Origin of the sequence: Aggregatilinea sp. (assembly GCF_036822615.1) — a bacterium.
Taxonomy (GTDB): domain Bacteria; phylum Chloroflexota; class Anaerolineae; order Aggregatilineales; family Aggregatilineaceae; genus Aggregatilinea.
The window spans coordinates 1-25898 of sequence record NZ_DAISHJ010000064.1; the positions used below are offsets into that span (position 1 = coordinate 1).

Annotated in this window: 17 protein-coding genes; 10 read left to right on the plus strand and 7 right to left on the minus strand. The window is 62.5% G+C overall.

Features of this window, described 5'->3' with window-relative positions; genetic code table 11:
* From V7116_RS16410 to V7116_RS16425, 4 genes are all read left to right on the plus strand, one after another.
* On the plus strand, positions 1-681 hold a 681-nt coding region (locus tag V7116_RS16410), incomplete at its 5' end, for an alpha/beta fold hydrolase (protein WP_324393035.1).
* A gap of 91 nt (positions 682-772) precedes the next feature.
* Positions 773-1141, plus strand: coding sequence for a hypothetical protein (locus V7116_RS16415; protein ID WP_324393036.1), 369 nt, complete (start codon positions 773-775; stop codon positions 1139-1141).
* 221 nt (positions 1142-1362) lie between these two features.
* Positions 1363-3147, plus strand: coding sequence for a serine/threonine protein kinase (locus tag V7116_RS16420; RefSeq protein WP_324393037.1), 1785 nt, complete (start codon positions 1363-1365; stop codon positions 3145-3147).
* 292 nt (positions 3148-3439) lie between these two features.
* Positions 3440-4618, plus strand: a complete 1179-nt coding sequence (locus tag V7116_RS16425) for a LysM peptidoglycan-binding domain-containing protein (protein ID WP_324393038.1) — start codon at positions 3440-3442, stop codon at positions 4616-4618.
* A gap of 82 nt (positions 4619-4700) precedes the next feature.
* Here V7116_RS16425 and V7116_RS16430 read toward each other — a convergent pair whose 3' ends face one another.
* Positions 4701-5531: a hypothetical protein gene (locus tag V7116_RS16430; protein WP_324393039.1), complete on the minus strand. Its 831-nt coding sequence runs from the start codon at positions 5529-5531 to the stop codon at positions 4701-4703.
* Positions 5532-5787: 256 nt separating this feature from the next.
* Positions 5788-6591 carry a helix-turn-helix domain-containing protein gene (locus V7116_RS16435; protein ID WP_324393040.1) on the minus strand — a complete coding sequence of 268 codons (804 nt, stop codon included), beginning with the start codon at positions 6589-6591 and terminating at the stop codon, positions 5788-5790.
* A 134-nt stretch (positions 6592-6725) separates the two neighbouring features.
* On the opposite strand from V7116_RS16435, the gene V7116_RS16440 reads away from it, so the two are divergent.
* Positions 6726-7196 carry a hypothetical protein gene (locus V7116_RS16440; protein WP_324393041.1) on the plus strand — a complete coding sequence of 157 codons (471 nt, stop codon included), beginning with the start codon at positions 6726-6728 and terminating at the stop codon, positions 7194-7196.
* An 81-nt stretch (positions 7197-7277) separates the two neighbouring features.
* On the opposite strand, the gene V7116_RS16445 is transcribed toward V7116_RS16440, so the two are convergent.
* Both V7116_RS16445 and V7116_RS16450 read right to left on the minus strand, forming a co-directional pair.
* Entirely contained in the window at positions 7278-7862 is a 585-nt protein-coding gene (locus tag V7116_RS16445) for an indolepyruvate oxidoreductase subunit beta (RefSeq protein ID WP_324393042.1), read from the minus strand.
* A complete protein-coding gene (locus tag V7116_RS16450) occupies positions 7859-9451 on the minus strand; it encodes an indolepyruvate ferredoxin oxidoreductase subunit alpha (protein WP_324393043.1) in 1593 nt (530 codons plus the stop codon). Before V7116_RS16450 ends, V7116_RS16445 begins: the two co-directional genes overlap by 4 nt.
* Before the next feature lie 280 nt (positions 9452-9731).
* Between V7116_RS16450 and V7116_RS16455 the strand changes: the two genes are divergently transcribed.
* The 3 genes from V7116_RS16455 (at position 9732) to V7116_RS16465 (ending at position 14820) form a co-directional block, all read left to right on the plus strand.
* Positions 9732-11657 carry an ABC transporter ATP-binding protein gene (locus V7116_RS16455; protein ID WP_324393044.1) on the plus strand — a complete coding sequence of 642 codons (1926 nt, stop codon included), beginning with the start codon at positions 9732-9734 and terminating at the stop codon, positions 11655-11657.
* A complete protein-coding gene (locus V7116_RS16460; protein WP_324393045.1) occupies positions 11654-13477 on the plus strand; it encodes an ABC transporter ATP-binding protein in 1824 nt (607 codons plus the stop codon). Before V7116_RS16455 ends, V7116_RS16460 begins: the two co-directional genes overlap by 4 nt.
* 68 nt (positions 13478-13545) lie before the next feature.
* Positions 13546-14820 carry a TolB family protein gene (locus V7116_RS16465; protein ID WP_324393046.1) on the plus strand — a complete coding sequence of 425 codons (1275 nt, stop codon included), beginning with the start codon at positions 13546-13548 and terminating at the stop codon, positions 14818-14820.
* Positions 14821-14968: 148 nt separating this feature from the next.
* Here the strand turns inward: V7116_RS16465 and V7116_RS16470 are convergent, their stop codons facing one another.
* Both V7116_RS16470 and V7116_RS16475 read right to left on the minus strand, forming a co-directional pair.
* Positions 14969-16132 carry a hybrid sensor histidine kinase/response regulator gene (locus V7116_RS16470; RefSeq protein WP_324393047.1) on the minus strand — a complete coding sequence of 388 codons (1164 nt, stop codon included), beginning with the start codon at positions 16130-16132 and terminating at the stop codon, positions 14969-14971.
* Complete coding sequence (locus V7116_RS16475; protein WP_324393048.1) at positions 16110-21686, minus strand: PAS domain S-box protein; 5577 nt, start codon at positions 21684-21686, stop codon at positions 16110-16112. Before V7116_RS16475 ends, V7116_RS16470 begins: the two co-directional genes overlap by 23 nt.
* Before the next feature lie 343 nt (positions 21687-22029).
* Here V7116_RS16475 and V7116_RS16480 point away from each other — a divergent pair, with 343 nt between their 5' ends.
* Positions 22030-23424, plus strand: a complete 1395-nt coding sequence (locus V7116_RS16480; protein WP_324393049.1) for a hypothetical protein — start codon at positions 22030-22032, stop codon at positions 23422-23424.
* 186 nt (positions 23425-23610) lie between these two features.
* Positions 23611-25566: a protein kinase domain-containing protein gene (locus tag V7116_RS16485; RefSeq protein ID WP_324393050.1), complete on the plus strand. Its 1956-nt coding sequence runs from the start codon at positions 23611-23613 to the stop codon at positions 25564-25566.
* A gap of 75 nt (positions 25567-25641) precedes the next feature.
* On the opposite strand, the gene V7116_RS16490 is transcribed toward V7116_RS16485, so the two are convergent.
* A partial coding sequence (locus tag V7116_RS16490; RefSeq protein ID WP_324393051.1) for a hypothetical protein occupies positions 25642-25898 on the minus strand: 257 nt, incomplete at its 5' end.

Here is a 25898-nt window from a genome sequence, read left to right on the forward strand (position 1 = left end):
GTCGCCCAGTCGCTCAACGGCCCTATCACTCTGCCCGATGGCACGGTGGTCACCTATGAGGATCTCTACCTCACGCTTTACCCGTACAACCCGCGCATCGGCACGCTGGCCTACGAGCCTGCGCTGATCTACGACCTCTCGATGCGCCACAACGATGTGCGGTCCGAAGCCCTGGCCTTACCCGACGATCGCCCGCCGTTCCTGACCGCGCCCGGCGATGAGCCGTCTCTGCCGGGTACAATCGGCGAATGCGCCGCCGTGCCGTCCGCCCAACCGCGCGAGGCGTTTGAACGAGAGTTGCGCGCGTCTACGATCCCGCCCTTCCTGGTAGACGCTGCGCTCGATCGCTACGATGCGGGCCTCGCCCGCTGCGCCGCGCTCGATCTGGACCACGCCGGAGCCCTGCGCTTCGACGCGCCGCTGGCCGTAAACCCGCCCACGCTGATCCTGCACGGCAGCCTAGACGCCGTTTCCCCGATTGCCGCCGCGTACGAGATCGCGGCGCTGCTGCCCGGCGCAGTGACCGTGGAATTTCCAGCAGCGGGTCACGGGCTGCTGGGCGCGCACGGGGACTGCGCGGCAGCGATCGCCCAACAGTTTTGGCACGATCCTCAGTCCACGCCCGATTTACGATGCGTCGCGTCCGGCGGAATCGCGTTCATTTTGCCCGGCTGGTACTGACCGGGTCCACGCCGCAACTCGCGCAGCTAATACAATCTCTATACACTCTAGGTCTAGAGTCCTGGGCAGAAACAGGATAAAATTGATAGGCATGGATCTAAACTTGCACCTTCTCAACAATCCCAACTTGCGGCCCCGAGACGAGGTGCGTATCGATCGCGTAGAGGCGGTCCCGTTCCCGGATGGGCGGCGCGTTCACGTCGAGGTCGAGGTCACGCCGTTCCGCGAGCGGCCCAATCTTGAGATCACGATGCGCAATGAGCAGGGGCGGAACGTAGGGGAAGCGAGCGTGATCGCCACCATGACGTTCAAAATGGAGTTCAATCTCCATTTGCGCGGCATCACCGACCCGGCGGGTCATTATGCCGTTGAGGTCGCGCTGTATTACGACGATCCGCACGCGCCGCAAGATCAGCGCCGTGTCGAGTTCACCATCCCCTCATCGCCAGAGAACGCTTGACCAGCCTGTTTCCTCTCGCCTCACGGCGATTTCCTTGCGAAGCCGCGCGCAGTCAGGGAGAGGATCGGACGATCTGGCCTCAAACGGCAAGGTAAACGGCGGGTAATATCGCTTGGGGACCCGTAACGCATCAGGTATACTAAACAACAGCGTGCCCTTTCCGGGCCAGTCAAAAGGGTGCGGCCTCTTACTGTGTGGCAGAGCGAAGGCAGCGCGGCAGCGTGAACGGACGAAAGCTCGGCAAATACGAGATTATCGAGCGTATTGGCCGTGGAGGGATGGCCGAGGTCTACCGCGCCTATCACTCCGCGCTTGATCGCTATGTGGCGATCAAGATTCTGCACCCCTTCCTCTCTGACGATCCCGAATTCAAAGACCGCTTCGAGCGCGAAGCGCGCAACGTTGCCAAGCTGAAGCACCCCAATATCGTCCAGGTCTACGACTTCGACTACGATCCCGAGGGCGAAAGCTACTACATGGTGATGGAGCTGATCAACGGCCCCACCCTCAAGGATCGCCTGTTTGACCTGGGCAGCGTCGGCCAGCATTTCGCCGTCAACGACACCCTGCACATCATCGGCAGCGCCGCCGAAGCCCTGGCCTACGCGCACGCGCGCAACATGATCCACCGCGACGTGAAGCCCGCCAACCTGATGATCGATGAGGATTCGCGCGTCGTCCTGACGGACTTCGGCATCGCCAAGATCGTGACCGGCGCGCAGTTCACCTCGACGGGCGGCATGATCGGCACCCCGGCCTACATGGCCCCCGAACAGGGCATGGCCGAGCCGGGCGACGAGCGCTCCGACATTTATTCGCTCGGCGCGATCATGTACCAGATGACCACCGGGCGGCTGCCTTTCGACGCCGACACTCCGCTGGCCGTTATCCTGAAGCACCTCAACGAGCCGCTGATCCCGCCCAGCGACATCGCGCCCGACATTCCCGAGCCGCTTGAGCGCATCATCTGCAAGTCACTGGAAAAAGACCCAACCAATCGCTACCAGTCCGCTATCGAGATGCTGCAAGACATCGACGAGATGTCCGGGCCGAACCGCCGCCCGCGCCAGTACGATACCCTCGCGTGGATGCAGTCCAACGGCCAGCTCTCCACCCGTGAGATGGCTCCTGTGCTCAGCGAAGGCGGCAGCCGGGGCCGTATGCGCCCGGCCCGCGTGATTGCGCTGGCGCTGGCAGTGACGCTGCTGGCAATCGTGGGACTGGCGAGCTTCAGCAGCGACGACGGGTTGTTTGCCAGCTTCCTGACCACGCGCAGCACCGATACCCCGGCAGTAACCGAAACACTCGCCGCCCAATCGCCTACGGGCGCGGCAATCGCGCTTGGCGAAACCGCCGATCCAGCCGAAGCCACGCCCAGCGAAACGTCCGATCCGACCGATACAATCGAGCCGTCGATCACGCCGACCGACCACCCGACCCTGACGGGCACGCCCGATCTCACGCAAACCGCGATCGTGATGCTGGCGACGACCGTCGCCGCCGCGCCGCCCACACCGGACATGACGCAAACCCTGGCCGCGTGCGACTTCGGCTACATCGTCGTCGGCCCCGAAAATCTGGGCATTCCGCCCTCCACGCTGCCCAAAGATTACAACAATCCGCGGCTGGTCCGCGCCAACCAGGATTTCACGTTTGAGCTGATCCTCAAAAACACCGGGGCGTGCGCCTGGCCGAAGCGTGTGCGCCTGCGATACAACGAAGAACTCTCGATGAATCCCGAAAACCTGGATCTCGAGCCGATCTACGATGCCTGCCAGGACACTGAACTGCGCGATCCCGTCAACTTCGCCAATCAGGCGCAAACCAATTTTTACTTCCAGCAGGCCGTGGATGTAGACGAGCAATCCGACGCGCTGATCTTCACCGGGACCGGTCCCCGTGTATACGGGTGCTATTACGGCGTGTGGGACGTGCTCTACCCCGACAGCAACGTGCACATCGGCAAGCCGCTGCTGATGGCGATCCGGGTGTGGGGCGCAAACTAGGACGGCTCATATTTGAGCGGCGTTTCTCCGTCGCCCGTCTCCCAACAGATCCAATCACAGATCGAAATGAGCGGGTTCTATGCCCGCTCTTTTTTTGCCCTGACGCCAGCAGCGCCGCCCCTCCGCGACTGCCCCCACCCGCCTGACGCATGTCGTTGGGAAGCCGTCAGCAATGCGATTGCCAGTCGTCCGGAAATCCATTAGACTGAAAGCGTACACTGACTGTAAGAGTCACTGCCACAGTCTCACTATGAAGACATTATCACCTGGGGGAATTATGACATCTTGGGCCATGCGCACTTTCACACTCCGTCGCCCCACGCTTGCGCTTGGGATCACACTGCTGCTCGCCGCCGCACTACTTTATGCGAGACCCGTCGCGGCCCAGGGTGGCACCACGCATACGGTTCAGGCGGGGGAAAACCTGTTCCGCATCGCGCTCCAATACAACACTTCCGTTGACGCGCTGGCAATGGCCAACGGCATCACCAATGCCGCCACGATCTACAGCGGGCAGGTCCTGATCATTCCCGGCGCGACCGGGCCAGTCACTGCCGACACGGCAGCGTCGGCGGTCATCCCGCTGGACGGAGCCTATGGCACGGCGCCGCAGCCGGTCGTTCAACAGCCCGTCGTGGTCCAGCCGACGCAGGCCCCGGTCGAAGTGGCAGCGGCGGCCAGCGGCGGCACGCACGTCGTCCAGCGCGGCGAAACGCTTGCCAGCATCGCCCGCACCTACGGCGTCTCGTGGACCGATATCGCCGCCGCCAACGGCATCGCCAGCCCGAATCTGATCTACGGCGGGCAGCAGCTTATCATTCCCAACGGTGCAGTCCAGCCACAGGCCGCTGCCGTCCCGCAGACCACCACCGACACCGCCGCCTCTGTCCCTGTTCCCGTGCCCGTCGCGGTGAGCGGTATCACGCACACCGTGCAGGCGGGTGAAGGACTGGCCTCGATCGCCAGCCGCTACGGGGTCTCCTGGCCCGATCTCGCCGCCGCCAACAACATCGGCAGCCCCTATACTATCTACTCTGGGCAGGTGCTCGCCATCCCGGCAGGCGGCTCGATTACGCCGCAGACCTACACAGCAGCCCCGGCCCAGCCCACGACCTCCGCCGGTAAGGAAATCGTGGTGGATCTCAGCGATCAGCGCGTTTACGCCTACGAAAACGGCCAGTTGGTGCGCAACGTGCTTGTTTCGACCGGGCTGTACAACACCCCCACCGTGCAGGGTGACTACCGCGTCTACGTCAAGTACGAGTCGCAAACGATGAGCGGCCCCGGCTACTACCTGCCCGGCGTGCCCTACGTCATGTACTTTTACCAGGGCTATTCACTGCACGGCACATACTGGCATAATAACTTCGGTCAGCCCATGAGCCACGGCTGCGTGAATTTGCCCACACCCGAAGCACAGTGGTTCTATGGCTGGGCGGAGATCGGCACGCCGGTTCACGTCCAGTACTAATTCAGTCGCAGTTCTTCCCGCGCAAACAAAAAGGCCGGAACGCTCCGGCCTTTTCTGATCTTCAGCGATTTAGTCGGGTCCGTCACAACCCCATCACGTCGCGGCGCACCATGTACAGCATCTGCATCGTCAGCAGCTCGCGCTGCGTGTTGCCATACACCAACTGGTCGCCCGCGAACGAGATGTGATAGTCGCTCGGATACGACAGATGCCAACCGTCCGGCTCCATGCCCTGATCCGGCAGCGGCTTCACGTAGTCCGGCAGCTCGATCAGCGGCATCTGGTACTCCGCCGCCATGTCGCGGATCACCCCGGTATACGCGGGCGTGCTGGCCCAACAGCCCTCTGTCAGCGCGACGGTGTAGGTCGTCATGATCGCAATCACGCCGCGATCGTTGAGAAGTTGCATCGCGCTTTTGAAGTCCGCCAGATATTCCTCGAACGGCGTGTTACAGGTGTCGTATGTGCCCATGTAGACGATCGCCACGCTGGGCTTATACGTCTGGATCGCGCAGTCGAGCAGGTTCGCCGCGTCGGGGCACACCGCCGGGTTGACGAACAGCGGGTCCATCAGCATATTCAGCGTCATGCCGTGCTCGGACGAGGGATAGTGCGCGCCGAACGCACCCGTCGAGTTATAAGCCTCCACGACAGATTGCAGGAAGGTATACTGCCCGAGATCGTAGTTCCCATAGCCGAACGCTTTCAGGAACTGCGGCTTTTCGTTGTTGCTGTCCCCGATCAAGATGAAGCTGTTCGGGTTGTTGCCCTGGGCCAGCCCGGCCTGATACACCTGCTGTGCGTGCGCGATCACGTCCGCCGAAAGCGGCGGCAGGGTGATCTCACCGCCGCCCTGGGCGTTCGGAGCAGCACTTGCGATGCGGATTGACGCATGGGTGGGAGAAGCTACCAATCCAGTTGCTAACAATACCATCACACTCAGCAGCTGACCGACAAATTTCCAACGGTTCCGTATTGACGTCACTCGATCTCCTTCGATGGGTAATTCCATCCCCGATCATCTCAGATCGAAGCGGATCTGCCAACCGCCGCCTGCACTACGGCGGCCTCGCGCGGCACGACACGACCACATATGGTTGCGGGCAAACGTCTGTCTGTGTCGTTCCAGGGAGATATACGCAGAATGAGGGTTCTGGGTGCAGAATTGCTTACAGACTTCCCCGCGCGCTGGCGTAATCGGCGGGCGTTTTGCCCACCATCGCCTTGAAGTCCTTGATGAAATGCGCCTGATCGAAGTAACCGAGATCCTGCGCCAGCCGCGCCCAGTTCACGCGGTGCTCGCTCGCGGCCAGCTCTGCGGCTTCGTACAGGCGGTAGCGTTTGATCACCCACTTCGGGCTTACGCCCACATAGTCGTGAAACCACCGTTGCAGCGCGCGCTTACTCAGTCCCAACCGTGCCGCGAGATCTTCCACTTTCGTCAGGGCGCGGTCTTCGACGATGCAGTTGACGATCCGGTTCACCTCGCTGATCGCCGCGTCCGGCGCGGGCAGCCGCTCGCGCAGAAACGTCTCGGCCTCTTCGATGCGCGCCTCATCGCCGTCGAGTGCCAGCACTGCCGCTTCGAACGCCCTGCCCTCGTCACCGAAGACCGCGTCCAATGGCAGCACCCGGTCGGTGAGCGCCGCCACTGGAGATCCCAACAGCGGGTAAAACCCGCCCGGCCTGAACTTGATCCCGAACGCGCCGCTTTTGCCTTCCAACCAGCGCGCGAACTTCCCGGTCGTCACGCCGAACACGCCGGAACGACCCGGCTCGATCACGACGTGCACGGACGGATAAGGTAGATTCTCCTGCAAATAGGGATCCCTGCCGCGCAGATCCCACGCCACGATCCAGAAGTGCTCGATGAAAAAGCTCAGATCCGGCGCGGGCACATAGCGTGCCAGCCGGAACATGCCCTCCTCGGCATTCAGGAGCCCCATCGCTTTGCCCTGCACGGTTTGCCGCATCAGCCCTGCTCCGCTACTCGCCGCGTTCACTCTCAGAGCATAGCACATAGGTTCTGAAGTCGTCGCGTTTTTACAATCTTTTTTCGCGCCGCACGCCTAAAATTGAACTAGATAGGCACGCACAAGGAGGCAGTATGAATCAGACACTCGTAGAAAAATGGTCGATGATCGAAGGCACGCACGCCATGCGTGACGAGTTCATGAACACGCTCACCGACGCGGATCTGGCCTTTAACCCCGGCGGGCAGGCCATGACCCTCGGTGCGCTGTGCCGCGAAATGGGTGACGTCGAAGCTTCGTACGCGCAATCGTTCAAGACCTTCACGCAGACCTTCGACGACCACAACTCCGATCCGGCGCTCGAAATCAGCGTTGAGAAGCTGCTGGACTGGTATCACACCCTGGACGCGGAAATGAAAGCCGCCGTCAATGCGCTGACGGATGGGGATGTCAAAAAGCCCATCTCGCGCGGCTTTGATATTCCGGTTGATTTTCAGCTCGACGTCTATATCCAGGCCCTGCTGATCTTCTTCGGCAAGGTCACCGTGTACCTGCGCATCATGGACAAGCCGCTGACCGAGAAGCTCCAGACCTGGATCGGCTGAGTCGACACGCGCCAGGGCAAAAAAACAGGCAGTGCCGGGTGGCGCTGCCTGTTTTGATCTGCTTGAACCGATCCGGCAGGGTTATCGTGCCGGAACGCTGGCCGCTTCTCGCCCGGCGCGGAACGCCGCGACGTTCTGCGCGACGACCGCCTCGCCCTTCCGCCCAAACACCGCGTCGATTGCGGCTTCGAGGTCGGCGGCATCCAGCGGCAAAAACGCCGACGCCGCACCCAGCAGCACCATGTTCGACGAGCGCACCGCGTGCAGATCCCGCGCGATCTGGACCGTATCCACCAGCCGCGAGCACGGAAACTGCTCCAGCGCGGCATACACGTCTTCCGCCTCGGGATAATTCGGGATGTTCACCACGGGCGTGCGGTCGGTGACGATCACCCCCGCCGGAGACAGGAACGGCACGTAGCGCAGCGCCTCCATCGGCTCCATCGCCAGCACCATATCCGCGTACGCCGTCGGGATCAGGTCGGAGTGGATCGGGTGATCGGCCAGCCGCAGATGGCTTTCGACCGCCCCGCCCCGCTGCGACATGCCATGCACTTCCGACTGCTTGATCGACAGCCCTGCCTGCCCGGCCGCCTGCGCGATGATCGCGGCGATGCTCAACACGCCCTGCCCGCCTACGCCCGCCAAAATCACGTCGTATTTCATGACTGGCCTCGCTTCCTGCGCCGGGCGGTTTCGAGACATTCGCGCCGCGCGATGATCACGGACACGTCCTCATACGCCAGTTCCTGCGCGATCACATCGGCGTTCACTTCGTGCTGGCGCGGCAGCGGCGTGATCACCCGGACGTGCTCCTGCGCGACGCCCAGTCCGCTCACGATCTGTTCGAGCACCCCGTTGGCCGGGGAGTCCTGCCCGCCGGTCATGGCGGTCGTTTCGTTGTCGAGGATGATCACCGTTACGGGCGCGTGCGCCTGCACCGCGTCCAGCAGCCCGGTCATGCCCGAATGGCTGAACGTCGAGTCACCGATCACTGCCACGGTCGGCGTCAGGCCAGCGTCCGCCGCGCCCTTCGCCATCGTGATCGACGCGCCCATCTCCACGCAGGTATTGATCGACTCGAACGGCGGCAGCGCGCCCAGCGTATAACAGCCAATGTCCGCGAACACCCGCCCCTTCGCATAGGGTTCCAGCGCCGTGTTCAGCGCGCGGTACGTATCGGCGTGCGGGCAGCCCTGGCACAACTGTGGGGGCCGGTCCACTACGACCTCGGGGACAGCATACGCCGCCTCGATCTGGTGCCCCAGCGCTTTCGCCACCCGTTCAGGATTCAGTTCCCCGGCGCGCGGCAGCGTGCCGTCCAGCCGCCCATGCACGCGGCCTTCATCGAACGGGTAACCGCGCATCTGCTCTTCGACCACCGGCATGCCTTCTTCGAGCACCAGCACCGCATCGCACGCACTCGCCAGGTCCGCGATCAGGCGGCGCGGCGCAGGATACTGCCCAACCTTCACGACCGGATGCGGGCAGCCGCCGGGGTAATTCTCCATCAGGTAGTTGTACGCGATGCCGCACGCGATGATCCCCAGCCGTTTATCGGGACCGTCTTCGTACCGCACCAGCGGCGACTGTTCCGCTTCCCGCTCGAAGGACGGCTGCTTGTCCAACAGATCCGCGTAGCGTTTGCGTGCGACGCCCGGCAGCAGCACGAACTGTCGCAAGTTGGCCGGGATGTTCAGGTCGTTTTCCGCGATGGGATCCTGCCGCACCACGTTCGCCCGCGAATGTGACAGGCGTGTGGTCATACGGATCAGCACGGGCACGCCGTACTTCTCGGACAGATCGAATCCGATTCGTGCCGCGTCGTAGGCTTCCTGCTGGTTGGAAGGTTCGAGCACGGGGATCTGCGCAAACCGCCCATACACGCGTGAGTCCTGCTCGTTCTGTGATGAGTGCATCGATGGGTCGTCCGCCGCGACGATCAGCAGCCCGCCGTTCACGCCGATCACCGCCGCGTTCATGAACGGGTCGGCGGCGACGTTCAGCCCGACGTGCTTCATGCACGCCATCGCGCGCTTGCCCGCGTACGACATGCCCAACGCCGCCTCGACCGCCGTCTTTTCGTTGGACGACCAGCGGCGGTGCACGTTGCGCGCGGCAGCGTCTGGTGATCGCTGCACGTACTCCATGATCTCGGTGGACGGCGTGCCGGGATACGCGTACATGCCGGAGATCCCGGCATCCAGCGCGCCCTGTGCCAGTGCCTCGTTCCCTAACGGGACAAATCGCTCCATAGCTCTCCTCTGCGGTAACTCAAATATTGTTCGTTTTATTCGTGACTACTCACTTAGTCTTAGTATAGTGCCGCATGCCGCGCTCATCGTGTGGCGATCCGCGCATTCTCGCGCTGCCAAACGTTACTTCTGACCGCTGCGCTGCCGTTTTCGGCGGCTGCCCTCCGGCTTTCTGCCATCACAACACACCGCCCTTACGCTATAATAAAATCCTTTTTACGTTGCCGGATCGCGCCCGCACCCCGGCAACTGCAGGTAGTCAGAGGAGAGATCCACCCTCATGACCATTTTGTTCCGCATCCTTCGCTACATGCGCCCCTACTGGCGCGTCGCCGTCCTGTCCTACCTCTGCCTGATCGGCGTGACCCTGCTGACGCTGGTCGGGCCGTGGCTCATCGGGCAGGCGATTGACGTGGCGACGGGCGAGCAGCAGCACTTTCCGCTGTTCCCCGACGACTGGAGCCAGCGCCAGACGCTGACCGGCGCAGCCGTGTTGATCGTCTCCCTCGCCGTGCTGCGCGCCGGGATCAATTTCGGCCAGCGCTACGGGACCCAGTGGATCGGGCGCAAAGTCGCCTATGCGATCCGGCTTGACCTGTTCACCCACCTCCAGCGCCTGCCGTTCGCCTATTACGACCGCACGCGCACCGGCCAGTTGATGAGCCGCCTCATCGGTGACGTAGACGAGATCCGGTTCTTCGCGGGCATCGTCATTGGCGACGTAATCAATCTGGTCGTGCTGCTGGTCGGCATCTACGCGACTATGTTCAGCATCCACGCGCCCTTAGCGGTCCTGTTCCTGATCCCGATCCCGGTGCTGTTCGTCGTGGCCTACCTGTTCGGCGTTCGCATCGAGCCGCGCATCCGCGCCATTCGCAGCGTGCGCGGCGACATGTACGCCCGTGTCCAGGAAAACCTGTCGCAGATCGTGGTCGTGAAAGCCTTCGCGCAGGAGCCGTACACCCGCGACCGCTTCGAGGACGACAACGACAAAGTCCTGGCGGCATGGATGCAGTATGCGGTGTTGTTCACCCGTGCTCAGCCGGTCATCTGGTACACGATCAGCGTCATGATGTTCGTGCTGCTGTTCTTCGGCGGACGCGCCGTGCTGAACGGCGATCTTTCACTCGGCACGCTCGTCGCCTTCAATGGCTACGCCGGGCTGCTCACCCTGCCCGCCAACCGCCTCGCCTACATGATCGACATCATCGCGCGCGCGGTCGCCAACGGCAAGCGCATTTTCGCCATCATGGACACCACCCCCGCGATCAAGTCTCCGTCCGGCGCGATCAACCCCGGCGAGATCACCGGGCGTATCGTCTTCGATGACGTGTCGTTCGTGTACGACCCGCGCGAAGACGAGCCGACGCAGATCGACGTGCTCTATAACATCTCGTTCGAAGCCGCGCCCGACACGGTGACGGCGGTCGTCGGCACGACCGGCAGCGGCAAGACCACGCTGATCGACCTCATCCCGCGCTTTTACGACGTCACCGGCGGCGCGATCCGAATCGACGGCATCGACGTGCGCCAGCTTCCGCTCAAGCTGCTGCGCGCCCAGGTCGGTTTCGTCATGCAGACGACGTTTCTGTTCAACGCGACCATCGCGGAAAACATCGCGTTCGGGCGGCCCGACGCCACACACGCCGAGATCGTCACGGCGGCGAAGGCAGCGCGGGCGCATGACTTCATCCTCGAATTTTCCGACGGCTACAACACACTCGTCGGTGAGCGCGGCGTAACGCTCTCCGGCGGCCAGCGCCAGCGTATCGCCATCGCCCGCGCGCTGCTGGTCAACCCGCGCCTGCTGATTTTGGACGACGCGACCGCCAGCGTAGACAGCCGCACCGAGTACGAGATCCGCGCCGCGCTGCAGACGCTGATGCAGGGCCGCACCACGCTCATCGTCGCGCAGCGGCTAAGCACCGTGCGCCACGCGGACCAGATCCTGATGCTCGAAGCGGGGCGCATCGTGGAGCGCGGCACGCACGACGAGCTGATCGCGCTCAGCGGGCGCTACGCAAACCTTTGGCGGCTGCAAACCACGGTCGAAAACCCGGAGGACGACATTCACGGCATCGGCCTGAGCGGTGAGGAGCACCCCGTCGCGGAAATGCCGCTGCCGGTCGAGGAGCGTGGGCCTGAAAAGCGCGGCAGCGGGATTGGTCCACTGCGCATCCCCGGCGACAAGGAGAACCGGTCATGATTGGAGCCGATAAAGCCAAGCTCGAACGGCCCATGCTGGAAACGCTCACCCGCCTGCTCGGGTTCGTCAAACCGTACCGGCGGCGCGTGATCGGCGTCATACTGCTAATGCTCGTCACCTCCGCGACCGTGCTGCTGTCGCCGTCCCTGGTCCGAATGGCGATCAACGAGGGGCTGGAAAAAGGGGATAGCGGCGCGCTGACCCGCTACAGCCTGCTGTACCTGATCACCATCACCATCGAGGCGGTCGGCCTGCGCACGCAGATGTGGCACATGATCTGGATCGGCCAGCACGCCATTCAGGAAGTCCGGCAGGCGCTGTTTTTTAAGTATCTCGACATGGACCTGGCCTACTACGACCACAACCGGGTGGGCGACATGATGGCCCGCATCACCGAAGACAGCAATTCGCTGCAAAACTTCATCACCTGGGCCGTGATCAACTTCATCAGCAACAGCCTGATCCTGGTCGGCATCATCATCCTGATGCTGGCCTACGACTGGTCGCTGGCCCTGCTCACCCTGATCATCGTGCCGCTCATGGCCGGGCTGACGCTGTGGTGGCGCAAGCAGGCCACGCGCCAGTACCGGGCCGTGCGCGAGGCGGTGGGCGTCGTTTCGGCCACGCTGCAAGAAAGCCTCGCCGGGATGCGCATCATCCAGGCCTTCGTGCGCGAATATCGTCAGACGTCGCAGTTCGAGGGCGTCGCCACGGGCGAGCTGCGCGCCAGCCTGCGCGCCGACCTGCTCGCCTCGGTGTTTCTGCCCGGCATCGACGTCATCTCGCAGCTCGGCATTGCGATGGTGATTGCGGTCGGCGGGTGGCGCGTCCTGAACGGCACGCTCGATCCCGGCACGCTGGTCGCCTTCCTGCTCTACCTCAACCTGTTCTTCGACCCCATCCGCGATCTGGCGATGCGCCTCGACCAGTTCCAGGAAGCCGCCGCCGCGGGCGAGCGCATCCTGAACGTGCTCGATACGCAGCCGCAGATCGTCAGCCGTCCCGGCGCCACCGACCTGCCCCGGTTGGCGGGCGCGGTGGAACTGCGCGACGTCTCGTTCACCTACACCATTCCCGACCAGCCGGATACCGGCGGCGACGGCAGCGCGGACGAGGACGAGCCGCCCGCCAACATCCTGCATGACGTCTCGCTCACGGTGAAGCCGGGGCAGATGGTCGCGTTGGTCGGGCATACGGGCGCGGGCAAAAGCACACTCGTGCGCCTGCTGGGCCGCTTCTACGAAGCGCAGAGCGGGCAGATCCTGTTCGACGGGCACGACATCGCCGCCGCGACGCTCGAATCCCTGCGCAACCAGATGGCCTGGGTCCCGCAAGATACCGGTCTGTTCGCCACGACCGTCCGCGAAAATCTGCGCTACGGGCGGCTCGACGCGACCGATGAGGAGATCGAAGCCGCCGCGCGTGAAACCGGCGCGCACGACTTCATCGCGCAGTTCCCCAAGGGCTACGATACGGAAGTGGAGGAAGGCGGATCGCGCCTGAGCGCGGGCCAGCGCCAGCTCATTTCGTTCACGCGCGCGCTGCTGGCCGATCCGGTGATCATCGTGCTCGACGAAGCCACCAGCAGCGTGGACACCATCACCGAGCTGCAAATGCAGGCGGCGCTGGGCAAGATCCTGCAAGGGCGCACGTCCTTCGTCATTGCGCACCGCCTGAGCACCATCGTCCGCGCCGATCAGGTGATCGTCATGGACCACGGGCGCATCATCGAGCGCGGAACTCACGCGGAACTGTTGGCTCAAGGCGGGCATTACTTTAACCTCTACACAACCCAACTGCGCGGCGGAGCGGAAACCTGAGAAGGTGCCCGCCCCTGCCGGGCTTTTTTTGCGCTTTGGTCAGGTGCCTGTACGAGAAGGAGATCGGCGTGAAATCTCGAACTCTGCTTTTACTTTCGCTTGTGGTGGCGCTCGCCATTCCGCTGACCGCGCAGGGATCGGTCGTGGCGCAGGGCAGCGGATGGAAAATCGACTCCGTAACGTCCCTGAACACCGACGACCACCCGCTGAATCGCATCAGCATCGCGCCGGATGGTCAGCACTTTGTATACACCGAGGCCGATTCGCTGTGCGTGGTCGAGATGCCTTCGGACGATGAAACCTGCGCCGCACTGCCGCCGGAAGATCGCCTGAGCGCCCCACCCCGCGAGTATTACGCGCCGCTGGCATGGTCGTCCGACGCCACCCGTTTGGCGCTGGTCGGCGCGCCGTTCGTTTACCTCGCCGACACCGATCTGACTGTCATGAACGCCGAGGACGGCAGCCTCAACAAGATCGCGGACGACGGGGTCGAGGAACGCATCGGCATCAACCCAGTGCCCAACCTGATCATTGACAGTGCGCCCGTGTGGTCGCCGGACGGCACGCAGATCGCCGTCGAGCGGACCACCGCCAACGCGGCAGGCGAAATCAAGCGCTCGCAGATCGCCCTCGTCGATGCAGCGACCGGTGAAGCGCGCAACCTCACCGGCCTGCCGGGGTATCAGGACGGCGACCGCGACTGGGGCACGGTCCTCAGCATGGCGTGGTCGCCGGACGGCAGCACGCTGTTGTTCGCCACGCGCCACGCCCAGCTCGATCCGCTGGCTGACGGCCTATGGGCGATCGACGTCGAATCGGGCGAGCCTGAGCTGCTGCTGTCGCTGAGCGCGGCGATCGAGCCGTACCGCGAAGTATTTCCCGATATGGAAGAGGTTTTCCTCATTTCACCGATGGCATGGTCGCCGGACAGCTCGAAGATCCTGCTCTGGATGGGCGATCCCAACAGTTATGCTGCGCCCGGTGTGTGGCCCTTCATCATGGACATGGAAACGCGTGAAATCACACCGCTGCCGCAGCCTTTCACCACGCCGACCGGCGATCCGCGTCTGCTGGCTCCGGCCTTTGCGGCGTGGTCACCCGACGGCGCGCAGATCCTCACCGCGTGGCGTATGTTGGCAACCCCGAACGAAGACATCGGCCCGTCGCTCGATCCTGAGAACAACACCGCCGAGATTGAGCTTGTGATGTACGATGTTGCGTCCGGCAGCAGCGAAGCGCTGGGTTTCCTGCCGCTGCTCCCTGCGTACCGCTACACCGCCGCGTGGGGCGAGGACGGCGACGTGATGATCGCAGGCTACTATCTCAAGCTGGCGAAAAATTAGCCAGATCGCACGATCTGCAGCCAAAAAAGGGGAGCAGCCGAAACGCTGCTCCCCTTATGGTTCACCTGACAGACTCTTGCGCTGGAACAAATAGTATTGGCGATCCCCGCCTCTAAATAACCATTTTGAAGCGCAAAATAATAACCTACTACACCGTATCCTCGTGCGCCGCCTGCCCCACCTTGTCCGGATCCTGGCGAGGCCGTAGGGGCAGCATCACCGTCACGGTAGTTCCCTTGTTCACTTCGCTCTGGACGTGAATCTCCCCGCCCTGTAAATCCACCGCTTGCTTGACGATCGCCAGCCCCAGCCCAGTGCCGCGCACCTGTCCCACGTTGGACGCGCGCCGGAACGCTTCGAAGAGGTGCTCGATATCCTCCTGCGGGATACCAATACCCTGATCCGTCACGGAAAAGGTGAAGTGCTCCTCGTCATGAGTCACCGTGATCAGCACCTCGCCGCCCTGGGGGGAATACTTGACGGCATTGGAGATCAGGTTCGCGGCGATCTGACGCAGCAGACGCGAATCGGCGATCACCACCGTCGAGCCGAGGTTCTCGAAGCGGATCGCATGGGTCTTGCGATAAATGTTGTGAAATTCTTCGACCACCCGCCCCAAAAAGTCCCCGACGTTGATCACCTGCGCCTTGATGTTCAGGTTGCCGGTTTCCATCTGCGACACCAGCAGCATATCGTCGAGCATCTGGAGAAGCTGCCGCACCGACGCCTCGATATATGCGAAATGCTCCTTGCGATTGGTCTCGCTCATCATGTCGAAGTAATCGCGCAGCAGGCTGTTGGACGACATGATGCTGGACAGCGGGTTGCGGAAGTCGTGCGAGAACATCGCCACCAGCCGCGCCTTGAAGACGCGCTGCTCCTGCTCCCGCTCGATCATCTTTTGAAGCTCGTCGATCTCCTGTTGGTAGGTCTGCACCTGGATCTGTTTCTTGCGTAGGCGGCTCTCGACCGCATCCAGCAGATCCATCAGGCTGAACGGCTTGGGGATGTAATCATCTGCGCCCAGGCTCATCCCACGCCGGACGTCGTCCTGTGTGACGCGCGCGGTCATGAAGATGAACGGAACGCCCGCCGTCACCGGATTGGAGTTCAGTTCAAGCAGCACGCCGTAGCCATCCAGGCGCGGCATGGTGATGTCGCAGATCACCAGATCGGGGTGGAGGTGCACTGCAAGCTCAACGCCTTCCAGGCCGTCCCCTGCCCCAAAGGCTTCATAGCCCTCCAGTTGCAGCCACTCTACAATTTCTTCACGCAGAATCCTTTCGTCTTCAATGACCAGGATCTTCGGCATCTCCGCTGCCTCCTTTGATCAACGCGGGGATAATCACGGTGAAAGTTGTCCCCGGGTCGCCGCTTTCTACCACTATCCGCCCGCCGTGAAGATCGACGGACTCCTTCACGATACTCAAGCCGAGGCCGGTCCCCGCGATGGTGCCCACGTTGCTGGCCCGGTGAAACGGCTCGAAAAGATGTTTCAGATCTGTCTCGGGAATCCCGATCCCCTCGTCGTGCACGCTGATTACCAATTCCTGATCGGCATAATCCAGTGTAACGCCCACCGTATCGCGCTCCGGTGAATACTTAATGGCGTTCGAAATCAGGTTGCTGATCACCTGGCGCATCAGCTTGCGGTCCAGGCGAATCGCGTGCAGATCCGCGTTGCACCGGTAGTCCAGGCGATGTCGCATCGCCGGTTGGTGCTCGAACTCATCGATGATACTGCGGCAAAACGCGTCCAGGTCCATCAGTACCGGCGAGAAATCCTCGCGCCGGGCCTGCATCCGCGCCAGTTGCAGGATATCCTCCATGATATCGGTCAGATAGCCCACTTGCTCGCGGATCTTCTCCAGCCGCCGGTCGATTTGATCGTCCGCCAGCTTGTGACGGTACGCGCTCAAGGTTTCGCTGAGCGCCAGGATCGTCGCCAGCGGCGTGCGGAACTCGTGCGAGGCCATCGACACGAAGCGCGATTTTAACTCACCCAGTTCCCGCTCGGATTCCAGCGCGGCCCGCAGCGCTTCTTCGGCGCGTTTGCGCTCGGTAATGTCGCGCATCACCAGGATCACGGACTGCGGCGCGCCCATGTCGTCGTAAACGACCGACCACGAGCAGTCCGCTACCACCGTCGTGCCGTCTTTGCGCACTAACTGTTCCTCGTGGCGATACACGCCCGAAGCAAACAGCGCCGGGAAGGTTTCATTGAGCGAGGCCCAGCTTTCAGGCGCGAACAGCCGCTTTGCTGGCTCGAAGAGCACGTCATCTCTGCTGTACCCTAGATCGCGCAGCGCCGTAGGATTCGCCATACGCAGCAGCCCCGAAGGATCGAGCAGCAAAATGTAGTCGGTCGCAGACTCGATCACCATGCGGAACCGCGCCTCGCTCTTGCGCAGCGCATCGATCGCCTGCTTGCGCGCCGTCACGTCGCGCCCCGACGCAATATAACCGAGCACCTCGCCCGTCTGCTCCGAGCGCAAGATCTTCCCCATCGTTTCGAGCCAGATATAGCCCCCGTCGGCCCGGCGGAAACGAATCGTGAAGGAGAGGCTCGGCCTGTCTTCTACGGCGGCGCTTTCCACTTCCGCATAGGCCAGGGACATATCGCCGGGGTGAGCGAAGCTCAGCGCATCCTGTCCCAACACCTGCTCTGGCCCATAACCCAAGACGGCCCGGCAGGACGGCGATACGTACGAGACGCGGCCCGTCGCCTCGATGCGGAACACCACATCGGTGGCATTTTCGGCCAGCATGCGATACCGCGCCTCGCTCTCCCGGATCGACTCCTGGGCGAGTTTCAGGTCGGTGATGTCGAACACGGTTGCGCGGCTCATCACGTATTCGCCCTTGTCGCCGGTAATCGCCGTGGCGCTGACCAACACGTGCATCGTGCTGCCATCTTTTCGAACGAGATCGAATTCCAGATCCTTGATCCAACCGCGCTGCTTAAAAATCGGGAAGTTCGTGCGGAACGTCTCCAGGCTCTGCGGCGTCACGAGATCTGAAAACGCCAGCTTGTTGATCACTTCCTCGCGTTCATAACCCAGCCAGCGCAGTTCGGTATCGTTCATCTGGACGTATACGCCGTCCGAGTTCAAGGAGTGATAGCCGCATGGCGCGTTGTTATAAAGGTCGTACACCTCGGTCGCGTAGGATCTCAGCGCGTCTTCCGCCGCCTTGCTGGCGGTGATGTCGTGGTTAACCGTCACGGCCCCGATCGGCGTGCCGTGATCGTCGGTGAGCACCGTAACCGAAACGCGGACGTACAGATCGCTGCCATCTTTCCGCTTTTGCGTGACCTCACCGCGCCACCCACCCGCTTGGAGAAGAATCGCAGTCAGATTATTAGCAAGCTCTTCGGATTCGTAGCGCGTGTGCAGGACATCGTCCGCGACTTTCCCGATGACTTCTTTTTCGCGCCAGCCATAGATTTGTTCGGCGGCAGAATTCCAGCTCTGAATGCGGCTGTCGATATCGACACTGATCACCGCGTCCCACACGCTCTCCTGCACGCCTGCATGGAAACGAAGCTGCCGTTCGTGCGCCTTTCGTACTGTAATGTCCCGCACGAGGCACACCACGCCATCGCCGTGAACGTGCCCTATGCTCAATTCCGCATCGAAACCGATGCCGTCCGGGTGAACGATGCGCACCTCGATACTTTGACCCGCGCCGTTATGATCTCGCCTGGCGACAAACGCCGTGACGCGGGCCCGATCTTCGGGCGAGATAAACGCATCGAGGGGTTTCTCGAACCAGGAATCGTCGGTATATCCAAACAGCGCCGCGAAGGCCGTATTTGCTTGTTGGATGCGCAGATCGGACGAAAGCAGCAGGATGCCATCGGGACTGTTGTTAAGAATGGCTTCGATCCGGTCTTTCGTGGTTTGCAGTTCTGCTGTGCGTTCAACCACACGTTGTTCGAGCGTATCGTGGGCCTGTCGCAGCGCGTCTTCCGATTCCTTCACGCGCGTAATATCGATACCGTTCACCATCGCTGAGATCGTCTTGCCTTTTGCGTCGCGCACCGGCTGAATGCTCATGCGGTACCACCGCACAGCGCCCCCTACAACGCTGGTCGTTTCCGAAACCTGCCCCTGGCCGGTATGAATTACACGCTGCACGGCAGCGAGATGCCGGTCGGCCACACCGGGCGGGAACAGATCGTGCATCCTCTTGCCGATGATGGTTTCCGGCGTCAGTCCCAACGACCGCGCCGCGATGTCGTTGCCATAAAGCACATACCCGTCGGCGTCGAACATCGCAATCACCGAATCGGAGCTTTCAACCAGGCTGCGATACCGCTCCTCGCTGGCGCGAATGGCGTCTTCCGCCAGCTTGATGTCCGTGATGTCGGCGGAGTAAATGAGCGTCGCATACGGCGTACCGGTGGCATCTCGCACCGGTTGGACGTTGTTGTTGAGCCAGCGGGGATGCCCGGCGATAGTCGCCTGAGTTTCCCGCCAGTATGCTTTGTTGCCCTGAATCCCCTTCCGCACGTCGGCCAGAAGTTGTGCCGCTTCTTCGGGAGGGAACAATTCGTGCACGAACTTCCCGATTATTTCGCTGGGCGGAACCCCGTAGGGCCGGGCAGCGATCTCGTTCACGAACAGGTAACGCCCCGAGAAATCGATCGTCGTGATCGCCGCATCGACGCTTTCGATCAGGACACGATACTTTTCCTCGCTGGCACGCAGCGCCTCCTGAGCCAGTTCGCGCCTGGTATCCTGCTCGGCAAATTCCAGGGCAAACGAAATATCCCCGGCCATTTCGTCCAGCAGCCGCAGCTCGTCTGTGTCGAAAAACTGCGCCGTACTGGTATACAGCCCAAACACGCCTCGCAGCGTCCCCGCCACCCACAGGGGAAATATCGCGCAGGCCCGGAACCCGTAGCTCAACATCTTGTCCCGGTTCGGCACAGTCTCCGCCGCAGCAAGATCGTTGCAGACCCACCGGTCCCCATTCAGCAGCGGACGGCCAATCGGATCCGTCGCAGCCGCTTCTTCACTCAAGTCTATCACGTAGTAGTCGAGAAGCTCCTGGGCCTGCCCGGCAGATGCGATCGGTACGGCCTGATGCGATACCGGATCGATCATGCCGATCCAGGCCATGAGAAAATCGCCCTTCTCGATCGCAATCTGGCAGGCCTGTCGCAGCAGCGTGCCCAGATCTCGTTCGCGCACGATCGCCTGGTTGATATCACTCAATACCGACAGGGTGCGGCTCAGCGTCTGGATGCGTGCCATGGCCAGTTTTTGCTCGGTGATGTCCTGGCTGGTACCCACCACATACGACGGAACCTCGGACTGTCCGCCATCACTGATCGAGCGCGACGAAACGCTCAACCACCGGATCTCGCCGCCGGGAAGAACCACGCGATGCTCAGCGTTAAACGAATCGATGCCGTCGGAATGGACCGCATCGGAGATCTTCTTCCGGAGCATTTCCAGATCGTCGGGATGAACGCGCGCCAGAAGGTCCTCATACCGGACCGTATCGCTATCAACGCCATGTTGGAGCCGGGCGCGCTCATCAAGGCGCACTAGGTCCGTTTGAACTTCGTGCTGCCAGCGCCCCAGCTCAGCGGCCTCGAACGACAGCCGGAGCCACTGCTCATTCTCGCGCAGCTCTGCTTCCATGCGGCGTTGTTTCGTCACGTCGCGGACGCTGCTGACGATCCCCTGAAAGGTATCATCCGGTCCGCGCAGCACGAGTCCGGTACTGTGTCCGATGATGCGCGTCCCATCCTTGCATAGGTACGACGCCTCGACATCGAATGATCCGATCTCGAGTAGCCGCGCGATCTCTAACTCGCGCGACGAATTAGGGACGACGGTCTGGAACAGTTCGCCCGTGACGCGCCCGATCGCTTCTTCTGCGGTCCAGCCAAACATTTCCTCGGCGGCTGGATTCCAATAGGTGATCCGGTAATCCGCATCGGTAGCCAGCACGGCATCATGAACCCGCGAAAGCAAATCTGCCTGGAAGGCAAGCTTCGCCTCCGCTTCCCTCTGCTTGGTGATCACCTCGGTCATCAGGAACATGCCGCCGACGCTGCCCTCGCGCGTGTACCACGGCTGCGCCTCCCAGCGCACCCAGTCCACCCGCCCGTCCATGCGCAGGAACGGGTCGCCATCGCTCCGCGCCGCTTCCCCTTGCAGACATCGTTTGTGTATCGCCTTAAACTCGTCGGGGATTTCGGGAAACACGTCGTAGTGCGAACGACCGATCACGTCGGTTTCGGACAGGCGGTAATCGGAAAGCCAGCGATCGCTGACAATCATATAGCGCATGTTTTTGTCCAGCATGGCAATAGCCGCCGGAGCATGCCGAACAAACAGGCGCAGCCGCGCTTCGCTGGCATGCAGTTGTTCCAGCGCCAGCTTGCGCGACGTGATATCAAGGCTGCGGATAAAAAGCCCTTCCGGCAGGGAATGGATCTGGACCTCGAACCACTGCGAGCTGCCCTCTGGCCCAACAACCTCATATTCCGTGTTGGCATCGATGCGTTCCTGCATAACGAACTGCAGGATAGACATCAGCGTCGTACCCTCTAGATCCGGGTGACACTCCATGAACGTCTGGCCCAGAATGTCTTCCTGCGCCCGCCCGATGAAACGCGTCGCGGCCTCGTTTACATACAGGTACCGCCAACGACGGTCGATGACTTCGCAGCTGCCTCGCAGCAAATCCAACAAGCGCCAGGCGTTCAAGTCTTGGGGAGGTTGTTTCGCAGCCTGCTTTAACGCGTGGACTTCGGCTTCCAGCGCAGCGATCCGGGCGCGGGCTGCCTCAAGGTCACGTTGGGCCTGTGCCAACTCACCGGGTGGATCGTGCTCGTCATCTAACATAGTTCACCCTGAACGTCGATTAAGTTTATTGTAGAGTAGCGGGTGGTTATCACATGATACACAGCATACTATATCGCCAAAAGTAGCGCATATACGCAGCAGGCCTGTCATTACTCCCAAAATCTGACGGTCGGCGCCGGTAATACGAGCCAGATAACGGAACTGTCAGGCAAAAGGTGGCAAACCGCCGCGTGCTGCTCTCGACAAATCTGCGCTTTTCGAGCAGAATTAACACGACTGTGGGCCGGACGGTCACCGCCTGCCCCGGAATGTGTTATGGCGATCGCGTGCGGTCCGGTACGCTGGCGCGCGAAGGCTCTTGAAAGGAACTGTACCTGTGAAAATGCGTAAGTATTCCCTGCTAGCCATCGCGGCCACGCTCGTGCTGGCGCTTGGCCTCACGCCGCTGGCGGCGAGCGCGGGCACCCTGCCCCCCACCGACGCCAGCAATCCGGCTCAGGGCGGTCCCACGCCCACGCCCACCGATCCGACCTGGATTGCGTTTTCTGCCGCGCGTGACGCGCTGGAGCAGAAGATTCACCAGGATCTCAGCTTCGTCCAGCAGTGGACGTTTGAAGAAGCTGAGTTTGTTGGCGGCATCGACGACTGCCGCGCCCTGCCCGAAGGCGAAGAGCCTCAGCAGATCTACTTCGGCTGGCGCTTCCTGATCACCACCATGGGCGGCGCGCAGTACGAAGTCCGCACCAGCTTCAACGCCAAGATCATCACCGTCTGCGATCAGGTGACCTCCGGCTCCGCTCCGGCGGCCCAGGCCACGGCGGACACCAGCGGGCTGCCCGCGCCCGTCAGCGGCTCGGCAGTCAGCGGCGGCTTCGAGGTCGGCGGTCAGGTGACGGGTATGTCCAGCAGCGCCGTCAGTTCCATGAAGTCGGCCCAGATGACGTGGGTCAAGATGCAGCTTTCGATGGGTCAGAGCGGCGCAAGCTTCATCACCGAAGCGCATGCCAACGGCTTCAAGATCCTGTTCTCCGTCGTAGGCGACCACAATCAGGTCATGAACTCCGCCTACCAGGATCAGTACGCGCAGTTCGTGGGCGGCCTCGCGGCGTCCGGCGCGGACGGCATCGAGATCTGGAACGAAATGAACATCGACCGCGAATGGCCCGCCGGGCAGATCAACGGCTCGAACTACGTGCCGCTGCTGGCGAAGGCCTATAACGCGATCAAGGCGTCCAACCCCAACACCCTGGTGATCACCGGCGCGCTGGCTCCCACCGGCTACTTCGGCGCGGCGGGCTGCACCGACCAGGGCTGCAACGACGACACGTACCTCCAGCAGATGGCCGCCGCAGGCGCAGGCCAGTACGCGGACTGCATCGGCGTGCACTACAACGAGGGCATCATCAGCCCCACGCAGAACAGCGGCGACCCGCGCGACAACTACCCGACCCGCTACTTTGGCTCGATGCTCAGCCGTGCCCTGTCGCCCTTCGGCGGCAAGCAGGCGTGCTTCACGGAGCTGGGTTACCTGACGCCTGAGGGCTACGGCACGCTGCCGGGCGGCTTCTCCTGGGCGCAGAACACCACCATCGCGCAGCAGGCGCAGTGGATGGCCGAAGCTGCCGTGGCCGCTGCCAGCAGTGGACGCGTCCGCCTGATGATCGTCTTCAACGTCAACTTCACCACCTGGGGGTCCGACCCGCAGGCGGGCTACGCGATCATCCGCGCCGACGGCACCTGCCCGGCCTGCACCGCGCTGGCTGGCGTGCTCCAATAGCCGTTTTGGGCTGACAATCTGCACGAATGCGTCCCGGCTCCACAGCCGGGACGTTTTCATGCCCGGCATCAGGGCTTAATTGTTTGTATACTTAAACATAATGTGCGGCAGGGAGTCCGCCGCCGCCGCGCAGCCCGACGCCGTTTTGCATCCGGTGCGGCTCACACTGAGGTACAGGGCATCTTCGTGGCACTTTTTGACGGCAATCTTCTGCGGCTCGAACCGGGCGACCAGCTTGGCGAATACGAGATTGTGGAACAAATCGGCAGCGGCGGGTTCAGCGTCGTCTACCGGGCCGAGGACACCACCCTGCTGCGCCCCGTCGCCATCAAGCAGCTCAATCCGCAGGCGTTCGTAGAAGAAGGCACGCGCGAATGGTTCATCCGCGAGGCGCGGCTGTCAGCCTCCCTCAGCCACCCCAACATCGTGCAAACCTACGCCCTGCGCGAGCACGGCGACGCCTTGTTTCTGATCATGGAATATCTGCCCGGCGGGGACCTGCGCCAGTTGATCGAGCGCACCGGCCCGCTTGACCGCACGCTGTTCCTGCGCGTGGCGGCCAACATTTGCCACGCCCTCGAAACACTCCACGCGCGCGGCATCATTCACCGCGACATCAAGCCCGAAAATATCCTGGTGGACGAAGAAGGCCGTTTCAAGCTGACCGACTTCGGGCTGGCGCACATGCGCTTCGCAAGTGCATCGGGAGCCAACGACGCGACCGGCCCGCAGCCCGGCACGCTGATGTACATGTCGCCGGAGCAGGCCCTGGGCCGCGAAGTCACCCTGCGCTCCGATCTCTATGCGCTGGCCGTCGTCCTGTACGAAGCCGCGACCGGCCATTTTTACCTGGACTGCGATCTCGAAACGATCGATGAGGAAACGCTGCTTGAGGCCATCGCGGACGGCGACCCGCTGCCGTTGGCCCCGCTCGATCCGTCCGTGCCAGACGCGCTGGAGCGCCCGTTGCTGCGCGCACTGTCCAAAGACCCTGCCGGGCGACCCGCCAGCGCCCGCGCGTTTCTGAGCATGATCCGGCGCGCGCTCGCGCCTGCCGCCGAGCCGCCCCCGCCCGATCCGCACCGTGCGCCAACGCGCCACATGCTCGACATGCCGCGCCTCCTGCGCGAGCTGTCCACGATCCGGCGGCTGCGCAATAGCGGACAGCGCGCGCGTGAGGCCAACGATCGCCTCGAATACGTCTATGCGAATTACGGTCCCGTCCCGGAGGTTATGGCCGAATGGGGCGAGGCGCGGCTGGAAGAAGGCCAGATCGAGGAAGGCATCGCCTGGCTGCGCCGTGCCATCGGGCTGAAATCCGCCCTCCCCTATGCCCAGCTTGCTCTGGCGCGCGCCTATCGCCAGTTCGGAGATAACCACGCCGCGCAAGACGCTCTCACGGCAGCCGTCATCGCCAACCCGGATCTGGTGTTCGCCGTTAGCCGTAGCGAGATTGCGCGGGCCCAGGGCGATCCCGACCTCTATGCCTCGTTCGTCGATGCGTTCGAGCGCGCGGCGAAAACCCGGCCATCCGCGCCCATCTGGCACAATCTGGGGCAGATCCTCGCCCTCGATCCGGCCTACCAGCAGGACAGCCTGATCGCGTTTGAATCCGCGATTACGCTCGACGTGACCTATGGCCCTGCTTACGTCGGCCTGGGCAGCCTGATGCTGGCCGAAGGAAACTTGCCGCAGGCCATCGAGCTTCTCAGCCAGGCCACCGTCAGCGATTTTCCGTCACCGGGGCCGGACGACTGGCAGCAGGCGCGCATCATGTACCATCGCCAGCACGCCTATCTGGCGCTCGCAATCGCGTTCGCGCATTTTAACCAACCGGAAGACAGCCTCTCCGCCGCCACGTCGGTACTTGAGCTGTCCCCCAGGGATCTGGAAGATGACGCGCCCGGCCTGCTCGCGCTCTATGCGGACGCGGCGCGAAGCTGGCTCAGTGCAGACGATACGCTGCGGGCGGAAGAATTTCTGATCCAGGCCATTCCCCTCGCCGCCTATTACGCCGACCTGGATCTGTTCATGCTGCTCGATCTGGCGCTGCGCCGCGAAGGCGCGAACGCGGAAGACACCTTCCCCTGGGACGACGCGCTGCAATGGTTGGAAGCCGCTGCCGCGTATCTTGCGCCCTGAGCACGATCTTGCCGGATCAAAAAGGGACAGGTGTGCCCTGTCCCTGATTAAGCATTGGTTTGTGTTCGGTTAGGATTAGTCGCCCGTTTCCTCTGCCTCGCGCGGCATGGGCAGCGGCGCAGCGGGACGGCTGGCGTCGCGCAAAATCGGTGACGAGCCGAGCCATTCTTCGGCATGATTCGCCAGATGATGCACCAGCCCGTGCGCGTGCAGCCGCCATTTTTCGCGCGGGGACTCCGGCACATATTCCCAATGCACGATGCCGGTATTATGCGTCCAGATCTCCACGCGACGTTCCGGCCCCACATTGAACACGTAATCGAACGCCGCGT